A 24,591-nucleotide genomic window follows, 5' to 3' on the forward strand; every position below is an offset into this window, starting at 1 on the left:
AGATTAGGCTTGCAAAATAGGACATAAAGATATCTTTATGTCCTCATGAAGGTGTCTTCCGAACAGGTTGTGGATCTGCTGCGCGCGGCCGGGGAATCGACCCGCCTGCGGGTGCTGGCCCTGCTGGCCGCCGAGGAGCTGTCGGTGCTGGAGCTGTGCCGCATCCTCGACCAAAGCCAGCCGCGGGTGTCGCGCCACCTGAAGCTCCTGGCCGAGGCCGGCCTGGTCGAGCGCTTTCCCGACGGGGCTTGGGTGTTCTACCGCCTGGCGCTGAAGTCGCCAGGCCGGGCGCTCGTCGGCCAGGCCCTGGATCTGATCGACATCGAGGACCCCGCGGCGCGGGCCGACGCCGAGAAGCTGGCCCTGGTGCGGGCCGAGCGGACCGCCGGCGCCCAGGCCTATTTCGCGCGCAACGCCGCGCGCTGGAACGAGATCCGCTCGCTCTATGTCGACGAGGCCGAGGTCGAGGCCGCCATCCTGCAGGCGGCGGGCGAGGGGCCCTTCGACGAGATGGTCGACCTGGGCGCGGGCGCCGGCCGCATGCTGACGCTGTTCGGAAGTCGCGCCAACGCAGCCCTGGGGCTGGACCTGTCGCAGCAGATGCTCAACATCGCCCGCGACGAGGTGGCCAAGGCTGGCCTCGGCCAATGTGAGCTGCGTCACGGCGACATCTTCGCCACCGGCCTGCCGGGCGGCTGCGCCGACCTGGTGACCGTGCACCAGGTGCTGCACTATCTGGGCGATCCGGCCGCCGCCGTGGCCGAGGCCGCGCGCCTGGTGGCCGACGGCGGCCTGCTGCTGATCGCCGATTTCGCCCCGCACGACCACGAGTTCCTGCGCGAGGTTCACCAGCACCGCCGCCTGGGCTTCGAAGACGCCGAGATCGCCGCCTGGATCGAGGACGCCGGCCTGGTTCCGGGCAGCAACATCGCCCTGCCGCCGACCTCGGCCGAGGGGCTCACCGTCAAGATCTGGACGGCTCGCCGTTCAGCCACCACGTCCGCCGAAAGAAGCGCCGCATGACTGCTCCCGCCCCCCGCCGCGTCATCGGTCCAGTCGCTCGCGCCGGCGAACGCACCGACCGTCCGCGCGTCTCGTTCGAGTTCTTCCCGCCCAAGACCGAGCAGATGGAAGAGAACCTGTGGGCGGCGATCAACCGCCTGGCCCCGCTGGACCCGGCCTTCGTCTCGGTGACCTACGGGGCGGGCGGCTCGACCCGTGAGCGCACCCACCGCACGGTCAAGCGCATCCTGGAAGAAACCAGCCTGAAGCCCGCCGCCCACCTGACCTGCGTCGGCGCCAGCCGCGCCGAGGTCGACGAGGTGATCCGCGAATATTGGGAAACCGGTGTCCGCCACGTGGTGTCGCTGCGCGGCGACCCGCCCCCCGGCGAGGGCGGCATCGGCGGCGTCTACGTGCCCCGCGAGGACGGCTACAAGAACGCCACCGAACTGACCTCGGCCCTGACCTCGATCGCGCCGTTCAACGTGCTGGTCGGGGTCTATCCCGAGAAGCATCCCGAGAGCCCGTCGATCGCCCACGACATCGAGGTCTTGAAGGCCAAGGTCGACGCCGGCGCCACCCTGGCCATCAGCCAGTTCTTCTTCGACACCGACGCCTTCCTGCGGTTCGTCGATCAGGTGCGCAAGGCCGGGATCACCATTCCGATCGTGCCGGGCGTCATGCCGGTGACCAACTTCAAGGGCCTGGTGAAGATGTCCAAGGCCTGTGGCACCGCCGTGCCCGGCTGGCTGGCCAATCTGTTCGACGGCCTGGACGAGGACGCCGACACCCGCCGCCTGATCGCCTGCTCGGTGGCCGCCGAGATGTGCGCCAAGCTGCAGGAGCAGGGCTTCAGCGACTTCCACTTCTACACCCTCAACCGGGCCGACCTGGTCTATGCGATCTGCCGCGTGCTGGGCGTGCGCGAGACCGCGCCGGCCAGCTCGGAGGCCGCGGCGTGAAACGGGCGGCGTCGATCCTCCTGGCGGCCCTGATCCTGGCGACCTCGGTCCCGGGGGCGATGGCCTTGGCCGATGATCCGCCGTCCAACTGGAACAAGCCGATCCGCCCCTACCGGGTGGTCGGCAACGTCTATTATGTCGGCTCGGAGGGGCTGTCGGCCTGGCTGATTTCCTCCTCGGAGGGCCATGTGCTGCTCGACAGCGGGCCTTCGCCCGCGGGGGCCAAGCTGATCGAGGCCAATATCGCCGCCCTGGGCTTCAAGCTCTCGGACGTGAAGATCCTGATCAACACCCACGCCCACTTCGATCACGCCGGCGGGTTGGCCCAGTTGAAGGCCGATACCGGGGCCAAGGTCTGGGCCTCGCGCCCGGACGAACCGGCCTTGAAGAAGGGCCAGCATTTCGGCGACAACGACAACGGCCTGACGCCGTTCGCGCCGGTGAAGGTCGACAAGACCTTTGGCGACGGACAGAAGCTGAAGCTGGGCGAGACGACCCTGGTCGCCCATCTGACGCCGGGCCACACGATCGGCTGCACCACCTGGACGACCCAGGTGATCGACCGCGACCGGCCGCTCAATGTCACCTTCAACTGCTCGACCTCGGTGGCCGGAAACGTCCTGGTGGGCAACAGGACCTACAAGACCATCGTCGCCGACTACCGCGCCACCTTCGCCAAGCTCGCGGTCCTGCCCACCGACGTGATGCTGCCCAGTCACGAAGAGCAGGGCCACCTGCTGGACAAGCGCCGGAAAATGCTGAACGGCGACGTCAACGCCTTCATCGACCCCACCGAAATGCCCAAGTACGTCGAGACCTCCCGCAAGGCCTTCGAGACCGAACTGGCCCGGCAACAGGACGCCGCCAAATGACCGACCTGACCACGCCCCCCGATCTTTCGACAAGAACAGGCCGCATCGCCGCCCTCAAGGCCGCCGCCAAGCGACGCATTCTGATCCTCGACGGGTCGTGGGGCGTGATGTTCCAGAAGCGCAAACTGTCGGAGGCCGACTACCGCGCCGAGCGCTTCGCCGACTACGACGGCCAGATGAAGGGCAATAACGACATCCTGTGCCTGACCCGGCCGGACATCGTCGCCGATCTGCATCACCAGTACTTCGCGGCTGGCGCCGACATCTCCGAGACCAACACCTTCAGCGGCACCACCATCGCCCAGGCCGACTACCGCCTGGGCGCCGACGTGGTGCGCGACATCAACTACGAAGGCGCCCGCATCGCCCGGTCGGTGGCCGACGAATGGCTGGCCAAGGAGCCTGAAAAGCCGCGCTTCGTGGCCGGCTCGATCGGGCCGCTGAACGTCATGCTGTCGATGTCGTCCGACGTGAACGACCCGGGCGCCCGCAAGGTCACCTTCGACCAGGTGTACCAGGCCTATCGCGAGCAGGTGGCGGCGCTGCACGACGGCGGCGTCGACCTGTTCCTGATCGAGACCATCACCGACACGCTGAACTGCAAGGCCGCGATCAAGGCGATCATGGACCTGGTCGACGAGGGCTACGAGGAACTGCCGATCTGGATCAGCGGCACCATCACCGACCGCTCGGGCCGCACGCTGTCGGGCCAGACGGCCGAGGCGTTCTGGAACTCGATCAAGCACTGCAAGCCGTTCGCCGTCGGCTTCAACTGCGCCCTGGGCGCCGACCTGATGCGGCCGCACATCGCCGAGATGGCCCGCATCGCCGACACCCTGGTGGCCGCCTATCCCAACGCCGGCCTGCCCAACGCCATGGGCGAGTACGACGAGGAGCCGCACCAGACCGGCCACCAACTGCACGAATGGGCCAAGGACGGCATCGTCAACATCCTGGGCGGCTGCTGCGGCACGACGCCCGACCACATCAAGCATGTGGCCGACGAGGTGCGCGGCGTGAAGCCGCGCGCTATTCCGGAACGCCCGAAGGCCATGCGCCTGGCGGGCCTGGAACCGTTCGAGCTGGCGTGAGACTCTTGACGATGCGCACCACCCTCCTGTTCGGCGGCATGAGCCGCGAGCGCCTGGTCTCGGTGGCCAGCGCCCAGGCGCTGGCCAAGGCCTTGCCGGGCGCCGACCTGTGGTTCTGGGCGCCGGACGACAAGGTCTATGTCGCCGGCTTCGAGGCCCTGCAGGCTCACGCCCGGCCGTTCGAGATCGACCTGCCCACGCAAGGCGCCCCGATCGGCGGCATCGAGGCGGCGCTGGACCAGGCCAAGGCCGAAGGCCGGGTCCTGGTGCTGGGCATGCACGGCGGCGCGGCCGAGAACGGCGACCTGGCGGCCCTGTGCGAGGCGCGCGGCGTGGCCTTCACCGGTTCGAACTCGGTCTCCAGCCGCCTGGCCTTCGACAAGATCGCCACCAAGGCCGCCGTGGCCAAGGCCGGGGTGGTCGCGCCCCTGACCGTGGACCTGGCCGACGCCGAGGCGGCGCTGGCCCGATACGGCAAGCTGGTCGCCAAGCCGGTGGCCGACGGCTCCAGCTACGGCCTGATCTTCGTCAACGGTCCCGCCGACCTGGAACGCCTGGCCGACGCGGCCGGGCGCGAGGCCTATGTGATCGAGCCCTTCGTGGCCGGGGCCGAGGCCACCTGCGGCGTGCTGGAACAGGATGGCCGGGTCTTCGCCCTGCCGCCGGTCGAGATCCGCCCGGCCGACGGCGCCTTCGACTATGTCGGCAAGTACCTGGCCAAGACGACCGAGGAGATCTGCCCGGCCACCTTCGCAGCCGAAGTCAACGCCGCCATGCAGGACGCGGCGCTGCGGGCCCACAAGACGGTCGGGGCCGGCGGCTATTCGCGCAGCGACTTCATCGTCACCCCGGAAGGCCCGATCTTCCTGGAGATCAACACCCTGCCGGGCATGACCGCCGCCTCGCTGTACCCCAAGTCGCTGAAGGCCCAGGGCATCGCGTTCGCGGACTTCCTGGCCGGCCAGATCGATCTGGCGATCGCCCGCGCCAAAGCCGTGGCGGCCTGACGATGAGCGCCTGGGCTAGCGGACTTTTCGACAACGACGAGGCGATGGATTTCGTTGGCGACCTGGCCGAGGCGCCCGACTGGCGCACGGTCGTGCAGATGCTCGACCACGTCACTAAGACAGCGGGTTATCTGGAGGCGCCGGAAGGCGAGATCGCCGTGGCCGCCGCCGCCATCGTCGCGGCCGCCGTCGGCGAGGCCACGATCCTGCCCGACAGCCATCGCCAACTGAAGGCCGCCCTCGGCGCTCCGCCGGAAGGCGCGGTGGCGCTGGCCCGCTCGGCCTTGGCGCGCGTGGTCGCCCCGGCGTCCGAACTCGACGAACTCTGGCAGGAGGGTGACGACCACGACGCGTGGCTCACCCAGATCGCCGCCCTGCAAACGACCTTGAGTGCACCCCAATGAGACCCGTTTTCGTCAACATCGGTGAGCGCACCAACGTCACCGGCTCGGCCAGGTTCAAGAAGCTGGTCATCGAGGGCGACTATCCGGCCGCCCTGTCGGTGGCCCGCCAGCAGGTCGAGGCCGGGGCCCAGGTCATCGACGTCAACATGGACGAGGGCCTGCTCGACTCCAAGCAGGCGATGATCACCTACCTGAACCTGATGGCGGCCGAGCCCGACATCGCCCGGGTGCCGGTGATGATCGACAGCTCCAAGTGGGAGGTGATCGAGGCCGGCCTGAAGTGCGTGCAGGGCAAGGCCATCGTCAACTCGATCTCCATGAAGGAGGGCGAAGCCAAGTTCATCGAGCAGGCACGCCTGTGCCTGCGCTACGGCGCGGCCGTGGTGGTCATGGCCTTCGACGAAGTCGGCCAGGCCGACACCGCCGCCCGCAAGATCGAGATCTGCGAGAAGGCCTACAATATCCTGGTCGACAAGGTGGGCTTCCCGCCGGAAGACATCATCTTCGATCCCAACATCTTCGCCGTGGCGACCGGGATCGAGGAACACGACAACTACGCCGTCGACTTCATCGAGGGCACGCGCGAGATCAAGAAGCGCCTGCCCTACGCCCGCATCAGCGGCGGGGTGTCGAACGTGTCGTTCAGCTTCCGCGGCAACGAGCCGGTGCGGCGGGCCATCCACTCGGTGTTCCTCTACCACGCCATCGCCGCGGGCATGGACATGGGCATCGTCAACGCCGGCGACCTGCCGGTCTACGACGCGCTGGACCCCGAACTGCGCGAGGCCGTCGAGGACGTGATCCTCAACCGCCCGCAGCGCACCAATGTCTCCAACACCGAGCGGCTGGTCGACATGGCCCCGCGCTACAAGGGCGACAAGAGCCAGGTCCAGACCGCCAATCTCGAATGGCGCAAGGGCACGGTGGGCGAGCGCATCACCCACGCCCTGGTCAACGGCATCACCGAGTTCATCGACGCTGACACCGAGGAAGCGCGCCTGTCGGTCGAACGCCCGCTGCACGTCATCGAAGGCCACCTGATGGACGGCATGAACGTGGTCGGCGACCTGTTCGGCTCGGGCAAGATGTTCCTGCCGCAGGTGGTCAAGTCGGCCCGGGTCATGAAGCAGGCCGTGGCCTGGCTGGAGCCGTTCATGGAGGCCGAGAAGGCCGGCAAGCCGCGCGAGCAGGCCGGCCGCATCCTGATGGCCACGGTGAAGGGCGACGTCCACGACATCGGCAAGAACATCGTCGGCGTCGTGCTGCAATGTAACAACTACGAGGTCATCGACCTGGGCGTGATGGTCCCGGCCGACCGCATCCTCGAGGAAGCCAAGAAGCACAACGTCGACATGATCGGCCTGTCGGGCCTGATCACGCCGTCGCTGGACGAGATGGTGTTCGTGGCCTCGGAGATGGAGCGTCAGGGCTTCACCATGCCGCTGCTGATCGGCGGGGCCACCACCAGCCGCACCCACACGGCGGTCAAGATCGAACCGGCCTACCACAAGGGCTCGACCACCTATGTGCTCGACGCCAGCCGCGCCGTTGGCGTCGTCTCGGGCCTGCTGTCGCCCAGCGAGCGCGACCGCCTGCAGGCCGAGACCCGCACGGAATATGTCCGCATCCGCGAGCAATATGCCCGGGGCCAGTCGAACAAGGCGCGGACCAACATCGTCGATGCTCGCAAGAAGAAGTTCGAGATCGAGTGGGCCGGCTACGTCCCGCCCAAGCCCAGCTTCATCGGCGTGCGAAGCTTCGAGCCGTCGCTGGCCGAGCTGGTCCCGTTCATCGACTGGTCGCCGTTCTTCGCCAGCTGGGAGCTGATCGGCCGCTTCCCGCAGATCCTGGAGGACGACGTGGTCGGCCAGGCCGCCACCGACCTCTATCGCGAAGCCCGCGAGATGCTCGACAAGGTGGTGGCCGAGAAGTGGTTCGGGGCCAGGGGCGTGATCGGCTTCTGGCCGGCCCAGGCCGACGGCGACGACATCGTTCTCTATACGGATGAAACCCGCGCGACCGAGCTGTCGCGGCTGTTCACCCTGCGCCAGCAGATGGACAAGGGCGCGGGCAAGATGAACGCCGCCCTGGCTGACTTCGTCGCGCCGATCGGCCACGGGCCCGACTATGTCGGTGGCTTCGCCGTCACCGCCGGCCACGGCGAGGACGAGATCGTCAAGCGCTTCAAGGACGCCGGCGACGACTATTCGGCGATCATGGCCTCGGCCCTGGCCGACCGCCTGGCCGAGGCCTTCGCCGAGTGGCTGCACTACAAGGCGCGTATTGAGCTCTGGGGCTACGCCCCAGATGAGGGGCTCGATACCGACGTGATGATCGCCGAGAAGTACCAGGGCATCCGCCCGGCCCCCGGCTATCCGGCCCAGCCCGACCACACCGAGAAGGGCACGCTGTTCAAGCTGCTCGACGCCGAGGCGGCCACGGGCATGATCCTCACCGAGAGCTATGCCATGAGCCCCGGCGCGGCGGTGTCAGGTTTCTATTTCAGCCATCCCAAGAGCCACTATTTCGGGGTCGGCAAGATCGACGCCGACCAGGTCGAGGACTATGCCCGCCGCAAGGGCTGGGACATGGCCTTCGCCGAGAAGTGGCTGTCGCCGATCCTCAACTACGACCCGGCGGCGCGGGCGCGGGACGCGGCGGCTTAGCATCAAGCCTTGGTACGACTGGGGACAGGCACATGTGCCTGTCCCCGTTCCGGGCTCTCAGTCCAACAGGTCCGCCAGCCTCATCGCGAGTTCCGGCGCCAGCAGCGCGGCGATCTCGGCGCCGGCCTCCAAGATCTCCACCGACCGATAGCCTTCGTCCGTCGGGTCACGATGGACGGTCACGCGCCGCGCCTCCACATCCACCACCCAGTAGTCGCGCACCCCGTGATCGGCGTAGATCGCCGCCTTCAGGCCCAGATCGCGCGACAGGCTGTCGTCGCTGACCTCGATCAGCAGGGTGATGTCCCCGCCGGTCAGGTCCTGTGGCTTGATGGCGCGCGGATAGAGCATCAGGTCGGGTTCGACGAACAGCATTTCGGCCAGGTAGAGCGTGGTCTCGACGCCCACTCGCTGGTCGTCGGCCTTGCCCTTCACCAGCCATTCGAGCAAGGCGCTCTTGAAGATCTCATGGTCGTTCTTCTTGGCGGCCATGACCACGAGTTCCCCCTCGATCAACTCGACGTTCTCGTCCTCCTGCATCACGCCGGCCTCGACCATGCGGAACACGTCCTGCGTGGTGAACAGCCGGCGGGGCAGGTCAGGGGAGGGGCGAACGGGCGCGTTCATGGGCGCAGATTAGCATGGAGGGGGAGGCCGCGCACGCTGCCTCACCCCTGATCCGGGCACTGCGCCGCCGTGTCCTTCAGCCGCTCGATCAGCCAGCGGCCGGCCGGACCGGGCGGCGTGTCGGCGCGGTGGGCGGCGTACATCGGCATCGCGAAGCCGCCGGCGGGCGCCTCCTCCGGCTGGATCTCGACCAGGGTCCCGGCTTCCAGCTCCGGCTGGACCAGGTGCCAGGGCATGCCGCCCCAACCCAGGCCGGCCCGCAGGAAGGCGTGCTTGGCCCCCAGGTCGGCCAGGCGCCAGGTCCGGGGCGAGATCACCCCGAATTCGCGGCCCTGGGTCAGGGGCGAGCGGTCGGTCAGCACCAGTTGGACGTGGCGCGACAGTTCCTCGGTCGGCACGGGCCCCGCGTGGTCGGCCAGCGGATGGCCGGACGAGGCCACGAAGACCATGCGCATGGTCACCAGCCGCTCGCGCACCAGCGCCGGCGGCGCGTCGGGCAGCGAGCCCATCACCGCGAACGCGGCGCGGCCGTCCAGCACCGGCTGCAGCACCGCGCCCAGGGCCTCGACATGGACGCGCAGGGCGGTGTCGGGGAACAGCGCCTGGAAGTCGCCGATGGCGTGGGTCAGCAACTCCATCGGGAACATCACGTCGATCACCACCGACACCTCCGGCTCCAGTCCGCCGGCCAGGCTGGCGGCGCGGGCCTTGAAGGCGTCCATACGGCCGGCCACCAGGCGGGCTTCGAGCAGCAGCGACCGGCCTTCGTCGGTCAGCACCGGCAGGCGCGCGGCGCGGTCGAACAGCCGCACCCCGATTTGGCCCTCCAGATTGGCCAGGGTCTGGCTGACCACCGACTGGGCGCGGCCCAGCCGACGGCCCGCCGCCGAGAAGCTGCCTTCATCGGCCGCGGCCAGGAAGGTGCGCAGTTGGTCGAGGGAAACACCGTCGATCATGTATCGCTCCTGACGATAGGTGTGATCGCAATATATAGGCTACTGCACTGGACGATGCAGCCCTAGTTATCCCGTCGCCGCGAGAGAACGCGGTGACGGAGCCTCTAGCGCCATGAAACTTCTGCACATCGATTCCAGCATCCTGGGCGCCGGCTCGGTCAGCCGCACCCTGTCGTCGGCCATCGTCGCCGCCCAGCGGGCCCAGCATCCGGGCCTGCAGGTCAGCTACCGCGACCTGGCCGCTGCGCCTGTGGGGCACCTGTCGGGCGCGCATCTCGCCGCCGGACAAGGCGCCGTGCCCGAAGACGCGACGCTCGCCGCCGACTTCGACGACGGCGTGGCAGTACTCGAGGCGTTCCTGGCCGCCGACATCGTGGTGGTCGGCGCGCCGATGTACAACTTCTCGATCCCCACCCAGCTCAAGGCCTGGATCGACCGCCTGGCCATCGCCGGCCGCACCTTCCGCTACGGCGCGAACGGCGTCGAAGGCCTGGCCGGCGGCAAGACGGTGATCATCGCCTCGTCGCGCGGCGGGGTTTATGCCGAAGGCACGCCGATGGCGGCCTTCGACCATCAGGAGACCTATCTGCGCGGCGTCTTCAACTTCTTCGGGATCACCGACGTCCGCTTCATCCGCGCCGAGGGCGTGGCGATGGGCGACGAGCAGCGCGCCAAGTCGGTCGAAGGCGCGGAAGCTGAAATCCTGAAACTGGCCGCCTAGGCCCCGACCAAACTGTCCCAACCCGACAGCGCGACCCGGGCGATCGCTTCCAGCGTCGCCCGGGTCGCGCCATCGCGGGCCTGGATCGACATGCCCTGTTGGACGGTGGCGAAATAGGCGGCGATCGCGCGGGTGTCGGCGCCGGCCTGCACGTCACCGTCCCGCTGGCCGCGTTTCAGGCGCGCCTCCAGCCCGTCGGCCATCGCGGCGCGGCCCCGGACCAGTTCCTCGCGGACCGTCTGGTTCAGTTCGCTGGCGTTCAGGGCCGACAGCACCACCAGGCAGCCCGTCGGCTTGCCGGGGCGGGTGAACACCCGGGCGGTGGCGTACAGGAAGCTTTCGAACCCCGCCCGCGCGGTGGGCGCGGTTTCGAGGCCGCCCCAGATCCCGTCGCTTTCGGTGGCCGCGTAGAGCCGCAGCGCCTCGCGGAACAGCGCCTCCTTGCAGCCGAAAGCGGCGTAGAGGCTGGGCGAGGCGATGCCCATGGCCGCGGTCAGGTCGGTCATCGACGCGCCTTCGTAGCCCCGGGCCCAGAACACCTCCATGGCCTTGGCCAGGGCCAGGTCGCGATCGAAGCCGCGCGGTCGGCCGCGTTCCGCCATGCCTGTCCGAAGCCTCCGTCTATTTCTGTGATGATCGTTATATAAATCGCTTGACCGGGCGTGGCAAGGCGGCGCTATTTTTGTGCGATCAACACGGAAAGGAACCGCCATGAGCGATCTCACCGGAAAACGGGCCCTGGTCACCGGCGCCAGCCGGGGCATCGGCGCGGCCATCGCCCTGCGTCTGGCGCGGGACGGGGCCGACGTCGCCATCACCTACGAGCGCTCGACCGAGAAGGCCGACGCCCTGGTCGCGGAGGTCGCCAAGTTGGGGCGGCGAGGCGTGGCCATCCGAGCCGACGCGGCGGATCCCGCGGCGATGAGCGCGGCCGTCGACGAGGCGGCCCGCGCCCTGGGCGGCCTGGACATCCTGGTCAACAACGCCGGCATCTGGCGGGGCGGACCGGTCGAGGACCTGACGCTGGCCGATATCGACATCACCCTGGCCGTCAATGTCCGGGCCGCCGTGATCGCCTCGCAGGCCGCCGCCCGCCACCTGCCCCGGGGCGGGCGGATCATCTCGATCGGCAGCTGCCTGGCCGAGCGGGTGACCGAACCGGGCATGGCCCTCTACTCGCTGAGCAAGGCGGCCTTGATCGGCTGGACCAAGGGCCTGGCGCGCGACCTCGGGCCGCGTGGGATCACCGTCAACATCGTCCATCCCGGCTCGACCGACACCGACATGAACCCGGCCGTCGGGCCCCAGGCCGATACCCAGCGCGCTCGCATGGCGATCCCGGAATATGGCAAGCCCGAGGACATCGCCGCCCTGGTGGCCTTCGTGGCCGGCGGCGAGGGCCGGTTCATCAATGGCGCGGGCCTGACCATCGACGGTGGGGCGAACGCGTGACGTCAAGGTCGGCGCGACGGGCGGCCTGGCTGCTGGCGCCGGCCCTGGCCGTCGTCGTGGCGACCGAGTTCATCGTCGTGGGCCTGCTGCCGGCCTTGGCCCGGGATCTTCGGATTCCGCTCGGCCGGGCCGGCGGCCTGGTGGCCGGCTTCGCCCTGGCCGCCGCGATCCTGGGGCCGGGACTGACGGCCTGGGCCGGGCGCTGGTCGGCGCGCCGGGTGCTGGCCGCCAGCCTGGCGGTCTTCGCGGTCGGCAACGGCCTGGCGGTGCTGTTCCCGCACTATCTCGTGCTGCTGGCCGTGCGCGTGGCCCAGGGCGCGGTGTTGCCAGTGTTCTTCAGCGTCGGCGCGGCGGCTCTGGTCGCCCTGGCCCCGGCGGGCGGACGCGGCAAGGCGCTGGCCGACGCCAACCTGGGCACGGTGATCGGGCTGGTGTTCGCCGTGCCGGCCGGCGTCTTGCTGGCCGGCGGCGACGGCTGGCGTGGTCCATTCCTGATCCTCGGCGGCATGGCGGCGGCGATGGGCCTGGCGATGATCCTGTTCCCCGACACGCCGTCCGCTCCCGGCGATCGGCGCGCCCAGGCCGGCCTGCTGGCCCGGCCACGCTTCCTGGCGCACCTGGCCCTGTCGGTCGCGGCCTTCACCGCGATGTTCGCCGGCTACACCTATTTGTCGGCCTGGCTGGAGACCGTGGCGGGGCTGGAGCCGTGGGCGGTGGCGCTGTGCCTGGGGGGCTTCGGGCTGGCCGGGCTGGCGGGCAACACCCTGGCCGGGCGGGTGGCGGAGCGCCGTCCGCTGGCGGCTACGATCACGGCCATGCTGGCCCTGGCGGTGGCCTTCGTCCTGTCGGCCATCTGGCACGACGGTCTGGCGGCGCTGGTCGGCCTGCTGGCCCTGTGGGGCGTCGCCCATACGGCGGTCTTCGTGCTCTGCCAGGTGCGGGTCGTGCTGGCCGGAGGCGAGGCGGCGGCCTTCGCCAGCGCCCTCAATATCAGCGCCGCCAACCTCGGCATCGCCCTGGGCGCGGTGTTCGGCGGCGGGATGGCCGAGGTCCTAGGTCTGGCGCGGATCGGACTGGGCGCGGCGGCCCTGGCGCTGCTGACGGCGTCGCTGGCGGCGCTGATGAGGCGGAGAATCGGGCTCGGCCGACGCGAGGCGTGTGTATCCCCGTAAAAACCGCGCTAGGACTCGGGATCGAATCCGGGAGGCGCTCCGTGAGCCAATTCAATCGACGTGACGTTCTGGCCCTCGGCGGCGCCGCGCTCGCGACGGCGGCGACCGGCGGAGCCGCCTTGGCCGCCGCGCCCGGCGACGCCGCCGCCGAGGCGCTGTTGTCGGGCGTGGCCGAGGACCTGATGCGGGAATATCCCGAGAACGCCAGCGCGCTCGGGCTCGACAAGGGCGCTCGGGCTGGACTGAAGGCGACGCTGACCGACCGCTCCCTGGAAGGCCGGGCAAGGCTGGCGGCGGCGGCCAAGGCGCGGGTCGCCGCGATGAAGGCCGTGGACCGCAAGGGCCTGAGCCCCGCCGCGGCCCTCGACCTTGGTGTCGTCCAGACCGCCCACGAACTGGCGGTCGAGGGTTTCGACTTCGCCTATGGCGACGCCATCGGCCTCAGCGCGCAATGGTCCTACCGCAACGCGCCCTATGTGGTGGCCCAGAACACCGGGGCCTTCGTCGAGATCCCCGACTTCCTCGACAGCCAGCACGGCATCGCCAACGCGGCCGACGCCGACGCCTATCTGGCCCGATTGGAGCTGTACGCCGCCGCCCTCGACGGCGAGACGGCCCGCCTGAAGCACGACGGGGGCCTGGGCGTGGTCGCGCCGGACTTCCTGCTCGACAAGACCCTCAAGCAGATGAAGGGCGCGCGGGCCCAGCCGGTCGGCGAGTGGGGCCTAGTCACCGCGCTGGCCAAGAAGGTCCAGGGCGCGCCCGGCGATCACGTCCGCCGCGCCGCCGCCATCGCGGAGAGCAGGATCGCCCCGGCCATGGACCGCCAGATCGCCGAACTGACCGCCCACCGCGCCCGGGCGACCGGCGACGCCGGGGCCTGGAAGCTGCCCGACGGCGAGGCCTACTACGCCTGGGCGCTGCGGGCGGGCACGACCAGTACCCTGTCGCCCGACGCCGTCCACGCCATGGGCCTGGAGCAGGTGCGCGAGCTCTCGGCCCGCATGGACGTGCTGCTGAAGGCCCAGGGCCTGAGCCAGGGCACGGTAGGGGCGCGGATGAAGGCGCTGGGCGAAGACCCCAAGAACCTGTTCCCCAACACCGACGCCGGCCGGGCCCAGATCCTGGCCTATCTGAACGGCCGGGTGGCCGACATCCGCACTCGCCTGCCGCGCGCCTTCAACACCCTGGCGCCGGGCAACCTGATCATCAAGCGGGTGCCGGTCGAGATTCAGGACGGCGCGCCGGGCGGCTATGCCGGGGCCGGTTCGATCGACGGCACGGTGCCCGGAAACTACTATATCAACCTGCGCGACACCGGCATCTGGCCGCGCTACGCCCTGCCGACCCTGACCTATCACGAGGGCATACCGGGCCACATCTGGCAGGGCGAATACACCTACAAGCTGCCGCTGGCGCGCTCGCTGCTGGCCTTCAATGCCTATTCCGAGGGCTGGGCGCTCTATGCCGAGCAATTGGCCGACGAGCTGGGGGCCTATGACGACGATCCGCTGGGGCGGCGGGGCTATCTGCAGTCGATCGCCTTCCGCGCCTGCCGTCTGGTGGTCGACACCGGCATCCACGCCAAGCGCTGGAGCCGCCAGCAGGCCATCGACTGGTTCGTGACCACCAACGGCTCGACGGAGCAGGAGGTCAGCGGCGAGGTCGACCGCTATTGCGCCTGGCCGGGCCAGGCCTGCGGCTACAAGGTGGGTCACAGCGAGATCGTCCGCCTGCGGACCAAGGCCCAGGCGGCCCTGGGCGCGCGGTTCCAGCTTGGCGCCTTCGACGATGCGGTGGTGATGGGCGGCAACGTCCCGCTGACCCAGCTGGAGGGGGTGATCGACCGCTATATCGCGGGACGGTGAGCCGAGCGCGCCAGCGAAAATCCCATACCGATGTTCTGCGAAACCTCTAGCCTTATGGTTGAGCTTGCGTCATGGTGTCCTTTAGGTGGTTTCTCGCCGCCAAAACAACCAGGGGGAAATCATGGCTCACATTCTTTACGCCGTCGCCAACGCCACCGGCATGTCCGCCTATCTGGACAGCATCGAGCATTCCGAGGACGATTGCGCGATCGCCGCCCTCGGCGTCACCCACACCGGCGGCGGCGACAACAACTGGATCTTCCTGCCCGACTGTTCGGACTCGCGTTACTGGGCGGACCATCACATCACGATCAAAGCCGACAACGGCGCATGGGTGGTCTCGTTCTGGGTGAACGATGACGAAGGCCAGACCCTCTACTGGTCGGACTTCAACGGCTATTCGACCGAGCATCCCGTGCCGGAATCGAAGGACGTCACCGACTGCACCCTGATGATCGTGCTCGAAAACGGCTCGCCCAAGGTGATCTGGCGCCCCTGGTGATCGCCGCCGCCGGACTGGCCATCGCGGTGATTTGAGATCATCCTTCCGCTGAACGAAGGCGACGACTTTCGACGGGGCAGGGGGCGAACTTGGACAAGGGCATCAACCGCAGGACGCTGGGCGTTCTGGCGGCCGGCGGGGCGATCGGCGTGGGCTTGAGCGGTTGCGACCGGGCGGGCAAGACCGAGGTGACGATCAAGTCGCGCCAGTTTCCCGACGACTTCATCTGGGGCGTGGCGACGGCGGCCTTCCAGACCGAGGGCTCGCCCACGGCCGACGGTCGCGGCCCCAGCATCTGGGACACCTTCGAGAAGCAGCCGGGGCAGATCAAGGACGGCTCGACCGCCGACCTCGCCACCGACAGCTATCGCCGCTACGCCGAGGACGTCGACCTGATCGCCGGGGCGGGGCTGAAGGCCTTCCGGTTCTCGATGGCGTGGTCGCGCGTGCTGCCGACCGGGGCAGGCACGGTCAACGCCGCCGGGCTGGACCACTATGACCGCCTGGTCGACGCCTGCCTGGCCAAGGGGGTCACGCCCTACGCCACCCTGTTCCACTGGGACCTGCCCCAGGCGTTGCAGGACAAGGGCGGCTGGAGCGCGCGCGACACGGCCCGCAGCTTCGCCGACTACGCCGCCGCCGTGGCCGCGCGGCTGGGCGACCGGCTCAAGCACTTCATCACCCTCAACGAGCCGGCGGTGCACACGGTGTTCGGCCATGTGCTGGGCGAGCATGCTCCGGGCCTCAAGGACATCGCCCTGCTGGGCCCGACCACCCACCACATGAACCTGGGCCAGGGGCTGGCCATTCAGGCCCTGCGCGCCGCCCACGGCGACCTGACGATCGGCACGACCCAGGCGCTGCAGCCGTGCCGCCAGGCGGGCGGGGCGCTGGCGTTCTGGAACCGTCCGGCGGCCCAGGGGCTGGACGCCCTGTGGAACCGGGCCTGGCTGGATCCGCTGCTGAAGGGGACCTATCCGAGCCTGATGGAGGACTTCCTCAAGGGCCACGTCCGCGACGGCGACCTGGTGACCATCCGCCAGCCGATCGACTTCCTGGGGGTCAACTACTACGCCCCGGCCTATGTGAAGCTGGACCTGAAATCGGCCAGCCACATCGCCCCGGGGGCGCCGCCGCAGGGCGCGGAGCTCGACGCCTTCGGTCGCCAGATCGATCCGTCCGGGCTGGGCCAGGTGCTGGAGATGGTGCGCCGCGACTACGGCAATCCGCGGGTCCTGATCACCGAGAACGGCTGCTCCGACCCATTCGGCAACGGGCCGGGCGTGATCGACGACGGCTTCCGCAGCCAGTACCTGCGTCGCCATCTGGAGGCGGTGAAGGGGGCGATGGAGGCCGGCTCGCGGATCGGCGGCTACTTCACCTGGACCCTGATCGACAACTGGGAGTGGGACATCGGCTACACGTCGAAGTTCGGCCTGGTGGCGATGGACCGCGCGACCGGGGTGCGGACGCCGAAAGCGTCTTATGGGTGGTTCAAGGCGCTGGCGCAGAGCGGGTTGCTGCCGTTGAAGCCTTGAAGTGAAACCCTCTCCCGGAGGGGAGAGGGAGGGACCCGCCGCGCAGCGGTGGGAGGGTGAGGGGTGACGCCGTCAACCGCCCATCCCCAACGCCCTGCCGGCACGCCGTCCAACGTCTAAACCCCTCACCCTCCCACGCTTGCAGCGTGGGTCCCTCCCTCTCCCTCTGGGAGAGGGTTTCTAAGGTCGCCCCTTAATCCGCCTTGCAGATCAGCACGTTCTTGCCGCCACGCTTGGCGGGGGTGAGGCTGCCGGCGCAGGGCTTGGGGTCGTTGGGGTCGATGATGATCTCGCCCTTCTGGGCCAGCGGCATGGCGGCCGGCTTGGCGCCGATCGCGGGCAGGGCCGGCTTGGTCTTCGTCTTGACGGCGGCCGGCTTGGGCGCGACCGGCGCGGGGGCGGGCGCCTCGGCGACGGGGGCTTCCATGGCCGGCGCCTCGGTCGGAGCAGCTTCCGGCTCGGGCATGGCGGGCGCCGTCTCGGCGGGGGCCTCGTCCTTCTTGACGTTGTAGTTCAGGGCCTGGCCGAACAGGTTGGACTTGGTCTCCAGGGTCTTGGCGCGGGTTTCGCAGTCGCTGGGCGGGCTCCAGCTCATCCACACCTGGGCCAGGCGAGCCTTGTCGACCTGGTCCGAACCGCCCCAGACCGAGCGGCCCTTCTTGATCGCCGCCGCGCCATACTCGGCGATCGGGCGGGGGCTGGCCTTCTCGGCCGCCGTGATCGCCGCGCGATACAGCTTCAGGTCACTGCGCGCCTGGTCGCGCATCAGCGGATATTCCTTCATCGCCGCGGCGACGCCGCCGGGACCGGGGAAGGCCTTCTCGATGCGCGTCACCTCGGGCATCACCTTTTCGTACAGATCGGCATAGCCGCCCAGCGCGCCGTAGCACCAGCCGACATAGCCGTAGTCGTCGGTCGGCGGCGTGGCGGACGGGGTGGTGCGGGGCGGAGGAGCGGAGGCGGTCGGCGCGGTGGAAACGGGGGCGTCCTGGGCCAGCAGGGCCAGGGCGAGAAGGAAAGCGGTCGCCATGCGGGCGGAAGTCCTCTTGATGGGGCGTCGTGCGCGTCGAATAGTTCATTTCCGGCCGCAATGGGACCGGAGCATGGCGCCAGGGGTGTTTCAACCCGCCAGGCGACAAAGCGTGACCATAACGACACAACCGGCCAAAACGCTCCCGCCCGCGACGAAGATTTCCCAAGCGTGGCGCCGACGCGTCGGCGCGGGTTACCAATTTTCAATGTGCGACGCAGCAAGCCCCGGGTGGGGCGACGGCGTTTTCGTGCTAGAAGGCCCCTTGAGAGCGTGGTCCGTAGACGGCGGTCTTACGTATTTCCCCCCGCCTTTACTCCGCCACGCTTCTGGACTTTCGTCGCTGCCATGACCTTCTGGCGTAACATCGCAAGCCTCGCCGCGCGGCGGTTGGACATGGCGGAATGCCAGGAGTGTCCGCCCGGCCTGCCCGGACAGGACCCTGCCTTCTCGACCGCCGTCACCGCCCTGGGCGCCAAGCTGGCGCGGGCCGACGGCTCGGCCGACCATGACGAGTTCGCCGCCTTCGCCGAGGTGTTCCATCCCGACCCGGCGTCGGAGAACAACATCCATCGCCTGTACGACCTGGCGCGGCAGACGACCCACGGGTTCGAGAGCTACGCCAAGCGCCTGGCCAAGCGGTACCGCACCTGCCCGCAGCTGCTGGAGGACGTGCTCGACGGCCTGTTCCACATCGCCAAGGCCGACGGCGCGGTGACCCAGGACGAGCTGGACTATCTGGAGCGGGTCGCCGACCTGTTCGGCGTGTCGCCGCTGTCGTTCCGTCGCCTGATGGCCACCCACATCGGAGCCCAGCCGGACGATCCCTATCGCATCCTCGACGTGCCGGCCGACGCCGAGGACGCCGTGGTGCACCTGGCCTGGCGCACGGCGCTGTCAGAAGCCCACCCGGACCGGGCGCGGGCCCGCGGCCTGCCTCTGGAGTTCGTCGAGGTGGCCGAGGCGAAATCGGCGTCGATCAACGCCGCTTTCAGCACGGTGATGCGCGAACGTCGCGAATTGGCCGGTTTCGCGGCTGGTTAGCGCGGAATTCATTTTACGGAACCATCGGTCGGGTGTTCAGTTGACGTTCAGTACTGGCGCCCCACCTTAGCTTATGGGCGGGGCTACGCCTGACGAGGACGATGATGGACACACCCAAGGCAAGCGGTATCGCCTGGCGCAGCCTGGTTACCGTCGCCGGCGCCGTAGCGACCTCGATCGCCGTGGCCGTCGCCGCCGTTCTGGCCGTGGTGTTCGCCGCGACCCTGGTGGTCATCGGCTTCATGGCCACCGCGCTGCTGGGCCTGGCCGCCTTCGCCCTGCGCGCCCGTCACGGCCATGCCGCCGCCACGCCCAGCGATCCCAGCCTGATCGAAGCCCGCCACATGGGCGGCCATTCGTGGGTCGCCTACGGCTGGAACGAGCGGCGCTAGGGCGCTCCTTAAACCTCACCTCGACTGTAAACCTCACCTCGACTGTGCTTGGCGGCCTCCTGCGCTTGTTGCATGACCGACTGCGCTTCGGGAGTCACGGCGTTCTGAGCGCCGGCGAAGACCATACCCGCCTGTTGGTCGATGAAGACATGCGCCCACCACAGGCCGTTCGAGCCGACGTGGCCGAGGCTGCCATTGCCATCGACTCCCCAGCCCAATGCCGAATGACCGCCGAACGGCGGGGTCTGCAGCTTTCGCCAGGATGCCTCGGTCAAGAAGGTGGTCGGATGGTCGCGATGGGCCTTCAGATAGGTCAACAGGTCGCCGAGGTTGATGTGGATCAGGCCGGCGGGTCCCAACACCGTGGGCAGGTCCGCTCTGGCGCGTCGGGTCTCCGGATGCAGGCGCCCGTCGGGTCCACGCGCGTGGCCCAACGGCTGACTCAGGCGCCCGCCAGCGGCCGGCGGCCCGAAACCGGCGCTGCCCAGGCCCAGGGGGCGGAAGACCTGTTCGCGCATCAACCGCTCCCAGGATCGGCCCATGACGACCTCGAACATCGCCGCCGCCACGACGAACCCGGTATTGCTGTAGCTTTCCGTCTCGCCAACCCGCGCCAGCGGCGGCTGTTTCAAGGCCTCGGCGGCATAGGCCAGACGCTCGCCACGGGGATCCTCAAGGGGGACACGTGAGAAGCGGCCGTCGGGATCGGGCGCATCGTGCGGCAGCCCGGAGCGATGGCTCAGCAGGTGCAGGAGGTTGGCGCCGGCATAGGCGGGGTTCATGTCCGCCAGGCGCGGACCCAGAGTCTCGCCGACCGTGGTCGTCCAGTCGAGGCGGCGCGCTTCCACCAGCCGGGCGGCCAGGGTGGCCGTCATCGACTTGGTGTCCGAGCCGATGTGCCACTGGTCGGTCGCGGCCACGGGTGTCCTGGCGTCCGCCGATCTGAGGCCGTCGGCCAGTACGTGGTCCGGTCCGCCCTTGAACGCCCAGGCCAGACCCAAGGCGGGGGCCCCGGAGATCGCCAGCAACCGGTTCAACCTCGCTGGGGTCAGCGGCCCCGGCGGCAGGACCGTCCGATCGACCTTGAACAGATCGCCGCGTTTGAAGGCGATGGGCGCGGGCTTGCCGTCCTGGACGACCGTTCCCGTCAGCGCGTCGGCGCCGGTCAATCGGCCGGTGAAGGTGATGTTGTTGGTTTTCCATTCGAGTGTCAGGTCCAGGCCTGAAAGTTCGAACTGGCTGGCTTCCAGCGTCAATTCGGCCATGTCGACGATGGTCAGGGTGGCCCGATGATCGACGGCGATGGCCAGTCGAGCCCGATAGGAGCGGCCATCGTCCATGAGCGCGCCCGACCAGACGCCGACCAGGGCGGCAAGCGGCTCGGCCGCGCGGGCCGGCCGGGCCAAGGCGATCGCCGCGAACGCCACGGCGCCGAATAGGTGGTCTCGACGCGTTGGCGGCATGCGTTCCCCCCAGAACGCCGCATCTGGCGTGACCCTACTCAGGGTTGTCAAGCGCGAGACCCCTTGCCCTCGGCCCTCGCTTCCCCGACACTGCCTTCAAACAAGTGTTTGGCCGCCAAGGCCTTGGGAGGACGACATGATCGGCGTGGTGGCGATTCTGAAGGTGCAGCCGGACAAGGCCGCGGACTTCGAGAAGGTGTTCCTCGACCTGGCGGCCAAGGTGAAGGCCAACGAGCCGGGCTGCATCGCCTATCAGTTGACCAGGAGCCGCGCGGAGCCGGGGACCTACAAGGTGCTGGAGCTCTATGCCTCGGAAGACGCGCTGAAGGCCCATGGCGGCAGCGACTATTTCAAGGCCGCCGGCGCGGCCATGGGGCCGTTCATGGCCGGCCGTCCCGAGATCGAATATCTCGACGCGGTGGAGTAGGGCCATGGACCTGGCGTTCTCCCCCGAGGATCTGGCCTTCCAGCAGGAAGTCCGCGACTGGATCGCCACCGCCTATGACGACGACCTGCGCCGCCAGATGGCCCAGTCGAAGAACGGCTATCTCGACAAGGCCGGCCAGGTGAAATGGCAGAAGAAGCTGTTCGCGCGCGGCTGGGTCGCGCCCGACTGGCCGGTCGAGCTGGGCGGAACGGGCTTCACCCCGTCGCAGCGCTACATCTTCAACATGGAACTGGCCCTGGCCGGCACGCCGCATCCCTCGCCGATGGGGCTGAAGATGTGCGCCCCGGTGATCATGGCGTTCGGCACGGAAGAGCAGAAGGCCCAGCACCTGCCGCCGATCCTGTCGTCCGACATCTGGTGGTGCCAGGGCTATTCGGAGCCGGGCTCGGGCTCGGACCTCGCCAGCCTGAAGATGAGCGCCGTACGTGACGGCGACGACTACGTGCTGAACGGTTCGAAGATCTGGACCACCCATGCCCAGTGGGCCGACTGGATGTTCTGCCTGGTGCGCACCTCGACCGAGGGCAAGCCGCAGAACGGCATCTCGTTCCTGCTGCTGCGCATGGACAGCCCCGGCATCCAGATCAAGTCGCTGCCGACCCTGGACGGTCCCGCCGAGGGCGAGCAGGAGATCAACCAGGTGTTCTTCGACAATGTCCGCGTGCCGGTCGCCAACCGCATCGGCGAGGAGAACAAGGGCTGGACCTACGCCAAGTACCTGCTGGAGTTCGAACGCGGCAACGCCTATGCGCCGGGCCTGATGAACGCCCTGCGCAAGGTGCGGAAACTCGCCACGCTCGAGCGGGCCGACGACGGCGGGGCGCTGATCGATGATCCGGCCTTCCGCGACAAGATCGCCAACCTCGAGATCGCCGTGGAGTCGCTGAACGCCACCGAGCTGCGGATCTTCTCCGGCCGCTCGGCCGGCAAGGCGGTGGGGGCGGTGTCGTCGATGCTGAAATGCGCCGGCTCGGAGGCCCAGCAGGCGATCACCGAACTGACCCTGGAAGCGGTGGGGACCTACGCCGCGCCCTATGTCCAGGACACCTGGGCGCCGACCAACGAGGGACGGGCCGGGCCGGACTATGCCGCGCCGGCCGCCCCGGCCTATTTCAACTTCCGCAAGGCCTCGATCTATGCCGGGTCGAACGAGATCCAGCGCAACATCATGGCCAAGCTGGTGCTGGGGTTGTGAGCTAAGTCCTCCCCCTGTGGGGGAGGTGTCGGCGAAAGCCGACGGTGGGGGGAGTCACGGGGCGCCGGCCACAACCCGGATCGAGCCGTCCGACCTATCCCCCCACCGGTCGCTTCGCGACCGCCTCCCCCAGAGGGGGAGGGCTTATGGCCTTCAGTTTTTCTGCATGGTCCTGAAACGAAACCCACTGCATAAGCTTTCAAACAACTGTTTCCTCCGGAGCCGCCTCATGGCCCTCGACGCCCTGTTCAAGCCGTTCGAATTCAAGTCGCTGAAGCTGCCCAACCGGGTGGTGATGGCCCCGATGACCCGGTCGTTCTCGCCCGGCGGCGTCGCCACCGACGACGTGGCCGCCTATTACCGCCGCCGCGCCGAGAACCAGGTCGGGCTGATCATCACCGAAGGCACCGGCGTGGCCCGCGACGCCTCGCTGAACGACGCCAACATCCCGCGCTTCCACGGCGAGAAGGAGCTGGCGGCCTGGAAGAAGGTCGTCGACGAGACCCACGCCGCCGGCGGCCTGATCGCCCCGCAGCTGTGGCATGTGGGTTCGGCCAAGGGCAAGGACGTGCTGGGCAAGATCGACAGCCCCTCTGGCCTGTCCAAGGCCGGCGGCGCCCCGTTCACCGAGCCGATGACCGACGCCGAGATCGCCGACACGATCCAGGCGTTCGCGACGGCCGCCGCCGACGCCAAGCGCCTGGGCTTCGACGCCATCGAGCTGCACGGGGCGCACGGCTACCTGATCGACCAGTTCTTCTGGGAAGGCACCAATGTCCGCGGCGACGCGTTCGGCGGCCCGACCATCGCCGCCCGCGCCAATTTCGCGGCCGAGATCCTCAAGGCCGTCCGCGCCGCCGTCGGCCCGGACTTCCCGGTGATCATCCGCCTGTCGCAGTGGAAGCAACAGGACTACGCGGTCAAGAACGCGACCACGCCGCAGGAACTGGAAGCCTGGTTGCAGCCGCTGGCCGACGCCGGCGCCGACATCTTCCACTGCTCGCAACGCCGCTTCTGGGAGCCGGAATTCGAGGGCAGCGACCTGAACTTCGCCGGCTGGGCCAAGAAGCTGACCGGCGCCCCGACCATCACCGTCGGCTCGGTGGGCCTGTCGGGCGAGTTCATCGCGGCGTTCGGCGGCGAAGGCAGCCAGCCCGCCTCGATCGACGGCCTGCTGGAGCGCCTGGAGCGCGGCGAGTTCGACCTGGTCGGCGTCGGCCGCGTGCTGCTGCAGGACCCCGAATGGGTGGTGAAGATCCGCGAGGGCCGGACGGAGGAGCTGAAGAGCTTCGAGCGCGCGGCGCTGGGGGTGCTGTACTAGGACACGGCCGGGACGCACGCTCACGGCGAGTCCGCGCGATCTTGGCCCGGCCGCGGCGTGAGCGTACGTCCCCAGTCCCGTGTCCGTGAGCATTGACCTCGTCCCGGTGAGCGCACAGGTTGTCCTGGGCCGAGGGGCACGACATGGCGACGTTCGTTTTGGTTCATGGCGCATGGCACGGCAGTTGGTGCTGGCAGCGGGTGCGCCGGACGCTGCGGGAGCTGGGCCATGAGGTCTTCACCCCCACGCTGTCGGGCGTCGGAGAACGTGCTCATCTCCTCTCGCCGGGGATCGACCTGACGGTTCATATCCAGGACGTGGCCAATCTGATCCGCTGGGAAGAGCTGTCGGACGTGGTGCTGTGCGGCCACTCCTATGCGGGACTGGTGATCAGCGGCGTGGCCGAACAGATGCCGGAGCGGATCGCCGCCCTGGTCTATCTCGACGCCTTCCTGCCAGAGAGCGGCCAAAGCCTGCACGACACCCTGCCGCCCGAGATCAGCGATCATCAGCGCGCGATGGCCCGAGATCATGGCGGCGGTTGGAAGGTTCCGCCGAACCCGGCCGCGATGTTCGCGGTGAACGACCAGGACCGAGATTGGGTCGATCGCCAATGCACGCCGCAATCGTTGGCGACCTTCGAGCAACCGCTGATCTTTTCCGAGAAGGCGGGATCCATCCCGGACATCCGCTACGTCCTGGCGACCGGCTGGAGCCACTCGCCCTTCGCCGCCTTCCGCGACCTGGCGGCGAAGAGAGGTTGGCGCACCTCCACCATGGCTTGCGGGCATGACGTCATGCTCGACTTGCCGGCCGAACTCGCCGCCGTGCTCGACGGGGTCGCCGCCGGCTGAAGAC

At 68.9% G+C, this 24,591-nt stretch carries 24 protein-coding genes; 19 read left to right on the forward strand and 5 right to left on the reverse strand.

What is annotated here, in order from left to right; translation table 11 throughout:
* Positions 1–45: 45 nt before the first annotated feature.
* Genes ASD79_RS21520 through metH form a run of 7 tightly spaced genes read left to right on the forward strand, consistent with a single transcriptional unit; the run spans position 46 to position 8,004 of the window.
* Entirely contained in the window at positions 46–1,023 is a 978-nt protein-coding gene (locus ASD79_RS21520) for a metalloregulator ArsR/SmtB family transcription factor (protein ID WP_056725474.1), read from the forward strand.
* Complete coding sequence (metF, locus tag ASD79_RS21525) at positions 1,020–1,964, forward strand: methylenetetrahydrofolate reductase [NAD(P)H] (protein ID WP_056725476.1); 945 nt, start codon at positions 1,020–1,022, stop codon at positions 1,962–1,964. Before ASD79_RS21520 ends, metF begins: the two co-directional genes overlap by 4 nt.
* Positions 1,961–2,836, forward strand: coding sequence for a CAU/MBL1b family subclass B3 metallo-beta-lactamase (blaCAU, locus tag ASD79_RS21530; protein WP_156400621.1), 876 nt, complete (start codon positions 1,961–1,963; stop codon positions 2,834–2,836). The genes metF and blaCAU overlap by 4 nt, the downstream gene beginning before the upstream one ends.
* Complete coding sequence (locus ASD79_RS21535) at positions 2,833–3,927, forward strand: homocysteine S-methyltransferase family protein (protein WP_056725478.1); 1,095 nt, start codon at positions 2,833–2,835, stop codon at positions 3,925–3,927. The genes blaCAU and ASD79_RS21535 overlap by 4 nt, the downstream gene beginning before the upstream one ends.
* 11 nt (positions 3,928–3,938) lie before the next feature.
* Positions 3,939–4,934 (forward strand): ATP-grasp domain-containing protein, encoded by a 996-nt coding sequence (locus tag ASD79_RS21540; RefSeq protein WP_056725480.1) that lies wholly within the window; start codon positions 3,939–3,941, stop codon positions 4,932–4,934.
* A gap of 2 nt (positions 4,935–4,936) precedes the next feature.
* Positions 4,937–5,338: a DUF4259 domain-containing protein gene (locus ASD79_RS21545; RefSeq protein WP_056725482.1), complete on the forward strand. Its 402-nt coding sequence runs from the start codon at positions 4,937–4,939 to the stop codon at positions 5,336–5,338.
* Positions 5,335–8,004, forward strand: coding sequence for a methionine synthase (metH, locus tag ASD79_RS21550; protein ID WP_056725484.1), 2,670 nt, complete (start codon positions 5,335–5,337; stop codon positions 8,002–8,004). Before ASD79_RS21545 ends, metH begins: the two co-directional genes overlap by 4 nt.
* 57 nt (positions 8,005–8,061) lie before the next feature.
* On the opposite strand, the gene ASD79_RS21555 is transcribed toward metH, so the two are convergent.
* Positions 8,062–8,631, reverse strand: coding sequence for a Uma2 family endonuclease (locus tag ASD79_RS21555; protein ID WP_056725485.1), 570 nt, complete (start codon positions 8,629–8,631; stop codon positions 8,062–8,064).
* A 41-nt stretch (positions 8,632–8,672) separates the two neighbouring features.
* Entirely contained in the window at positions 8,673–9,587 is a 915-nt protein-coding gene (locus ASD79_RS21560; RefSeq protein WP_056725487.1) for a LysR family transcriptional regulator, read from the reverse strand.
* A gap of 112 nt (positions 9,588–9,699) precedes the next feature.
* On the opposite strand from ASD79_RS21560, the gene ASD79_RS21565 reads away from it, so the two are divergent.
* Positions 9,700–10,308, forward strand: coding sequence for an FMN-dependent NADH-azoreductase (locus ASD79_RS21565; RefSeq protein WP_056725490.1), 609 nt, complete (start codon positions 9,700–9,702; stop codon positions 10,306–10,308).
* Here the strand turns inward: ASD79_RS21565 and ASD79_RS21570 are convergent.
* Positions 10,305–10,910 carry a TetR/AcrR family transcriptional regulator gene (locus ASD79_RS21570; RefSeq protein ID WP_056725492.1) on the reverse strand — a complete coding sequence of 202 codons (606 nt, stop codon included), beginning with the start codon at positions 10,908–10,910 and terminating at the stop codon, positions 10,305–10,307. The genes ASD79_RS21565 and ASD79_RS21570 overlap by 4 nt on opposite strands.
* 109 nt (positions 10,911–11,019) lie before the next feature.
* Here ASD79_RS21570 and ASD79_RS21575 point away from each other — a divergent pair, with 109 nt between their 5' ends.
* The 5 genes from ASD79_RS21575 (at position 11,020) to ASD79_RS21595 (ending at position 16,840) form a co-directional block, all read left to right on the forward strand.
* Positions 11,020–11,760, forward strand: coding sequence for an SDR family oxidoreductase (locus ASD79_RS21575; RefSeq protein ID WP_056725494.1), 741 nt, complete (start codon positions 11,020–11,022; stop codon positions 11,758–11,760).
* On the forward strand, positions 11,757–12,932 hold the full coding sequence (locus ASD79_RS21580; protein WP_056725496.1) for an MFS transporter: 1,176 nt from the start codon (positions 11,757–11,759) through the stop codon (positions 12,930–12,932). The genes ASD79_RS21575 and ASD79_RS21580 overlap by 4 nt, the downstream gene beginning before the upstream one ends.
* A gap of 41 nt (positions 12,933–12,973) precedes the next feature.
* Positions 12,974–14,800 carry a DUF885 family protein gene (locus tag ASD79_RS21585; protein WP_056725498.1) on the forward strand — a complete coding sequence of 609 codons (1,827 nt, stop codon included), beginning with the start codon at positions 12,974–12,976 and terminating at the stop codon, positions 14,798–14,800.
* Between the two features lie 121 nt (positions 14,801–14,921).
* Positions 14,922–15,302 carry a hypothetical protein gene (locus ASD79_RS21590; protein WP_056725500.1) on the forward strand — a complete coding sequence of 127 codons (381 nt, stop codon included), beginning with the start codon at positions 14,922–14,924 and terminating at the stop codon, positions 15,300–15,302.
* 89 nt (positions 15,303–15,391) lie between these two features.
* Positions 15,392–16,840, forward strand: a complete 1,449-nt coding sequence (locus ASD79_RS21595) for a GH1 family beta-glucosidase (protein ID WP_056725502.1) — start codon at positions 15,392–15,394, stop codon at positions 16,838–16,840.
* Positions 16,841–17,033: 193 nt separating this feature from the next.
* Here the strand turns inward: ASD79_RS21595 and ASD79_RS21600 are convergent, their stop codons facing one another.
* Complete coding sequence (locus ASD79_RS21600) at positions 17,034–17,870, reverse strand: hypothetical protein (RefSeq protein ID WP_056725504.1); 837 nt, start codon at positions 17,868–17,870, stop codon at positions 17,034–17,036.
* 348 nt (positions 17,871–18,218) lie between these two features.
* Here ASD79_RS21600 and ASD79_RS21605 point away from each other — a divergent pair, with 348 nt between their 5' ends.
* Together ASD79_RS21605 and ASD79_RS21610 are read left to right on the forward strand one after the other, a co-directional pair.
* Positions 18,219–18,914 carry a DnaJ family molecular chaperone gene (locus ASD79_RS21605; RefSeq protein ID WP_056725506.1) on the forward strand — a complete coding sequence of 232 codons (696 nt, stop codon included), beginning with the start codon at positions 18,219–18,221 and terminating at the stop codon, positions 18,912–18,914.
* 104 nt (positions 18,915–19,018) lie between these two features.
* A complete protein-coding gene (locus ASD79_RS21610) occupies positions 19,019–19,306 on the forward strand; it encodes a hypothetical protein (RefSeq protein WP_056725507.1) in 288 nt (95 codons plus the stop codon).
* An 8-nt stretch (positions 19,307–19,314) separates the two neighbouring features.
* Here ASD79_RS21610 and ASD79_RS21615 read toward each other — a convergent pair whose 3' ends face one another.
* The gene (locus tag ASD79_RS21615) at positions 19,315–20,769 is read right to left on the reverse strand and encodes a serine hydrolase (RefSeq protein WP_082585059.1); all 1,455 of its coding nucleotides are present in this window, start codon (positions 20,767–20,769) and stop codon (positions 19,315–19,317) included.
* 136 nt (positions 20,770–20,905) lie between these two features.
* Here ASD79_RS21615 and ASD79_RS21620 point away from each other — a divergent pair, with 136 nt between their 5' ends.
* The 4 genes from ASD79_RS21620 (at position 20,906) to ASD79_RS21635 (ending at position 24,587) form a co-directional block, all read left to right on the forward strand.
* Positions 20,906–21,196: a putative quinol monooxygenase gene (locus ASD79_RS21620; RefSeq protein WP_056725511.1), complete on the forward strand. Its 291-nt coding sequence runs from the start codon at positions 20,906–20,908 to the stop codon at positions 21,194–21,196.
* A gap of 4 nt (positions 21,197–21,200) precedes the next feature.
* Positions 21,201–22,412: an acyl-CoA dehydrogenase family protein gene (locus ASD79_RS21625; protein WP_056725513.1), complete on the forward strand. Its 1,212-nt coding sequence runs from the start codon at positions 21,201–21,203 to the stop codon at positions 22,410–22,412.
* Positions 22,413–22,641: 229 nt separating this feature from the next.
* Positions 22,642–23,733, forward strand: a complete 1,092-nt coding sequence (locus ASD79_RS21630; protein WP_056725515.1) for an NADH:flavin oxidoreductase — start codon at positions 22,642–22,644, stop codon at positions 23,731–23,733.
* Positions 23,734–23,876: 143 nt separating this feature from the next.
* Positions 23,877–24,587, forward strand: coding sequence for an alpha/beta fold hydrolase (locus tag ASD79_RS21635; protein ID WP_056725517.1), 711 nt, complete (start codon positions 23,877–23,879; stop codon positions 24,585–24,587).
* Positions 24,588–24,591: the final 4 nt, after the last annotated feature.

Origin of the sequence: Caulobacter sp. Root655 (assembly GCF_001427665.1) — a bacterium.
Lineage (GTDB): Bacteria > Pseudomonadota > Alphaproteobacteria > Caulobacterales > Caulobacteraceae > Caulobacter.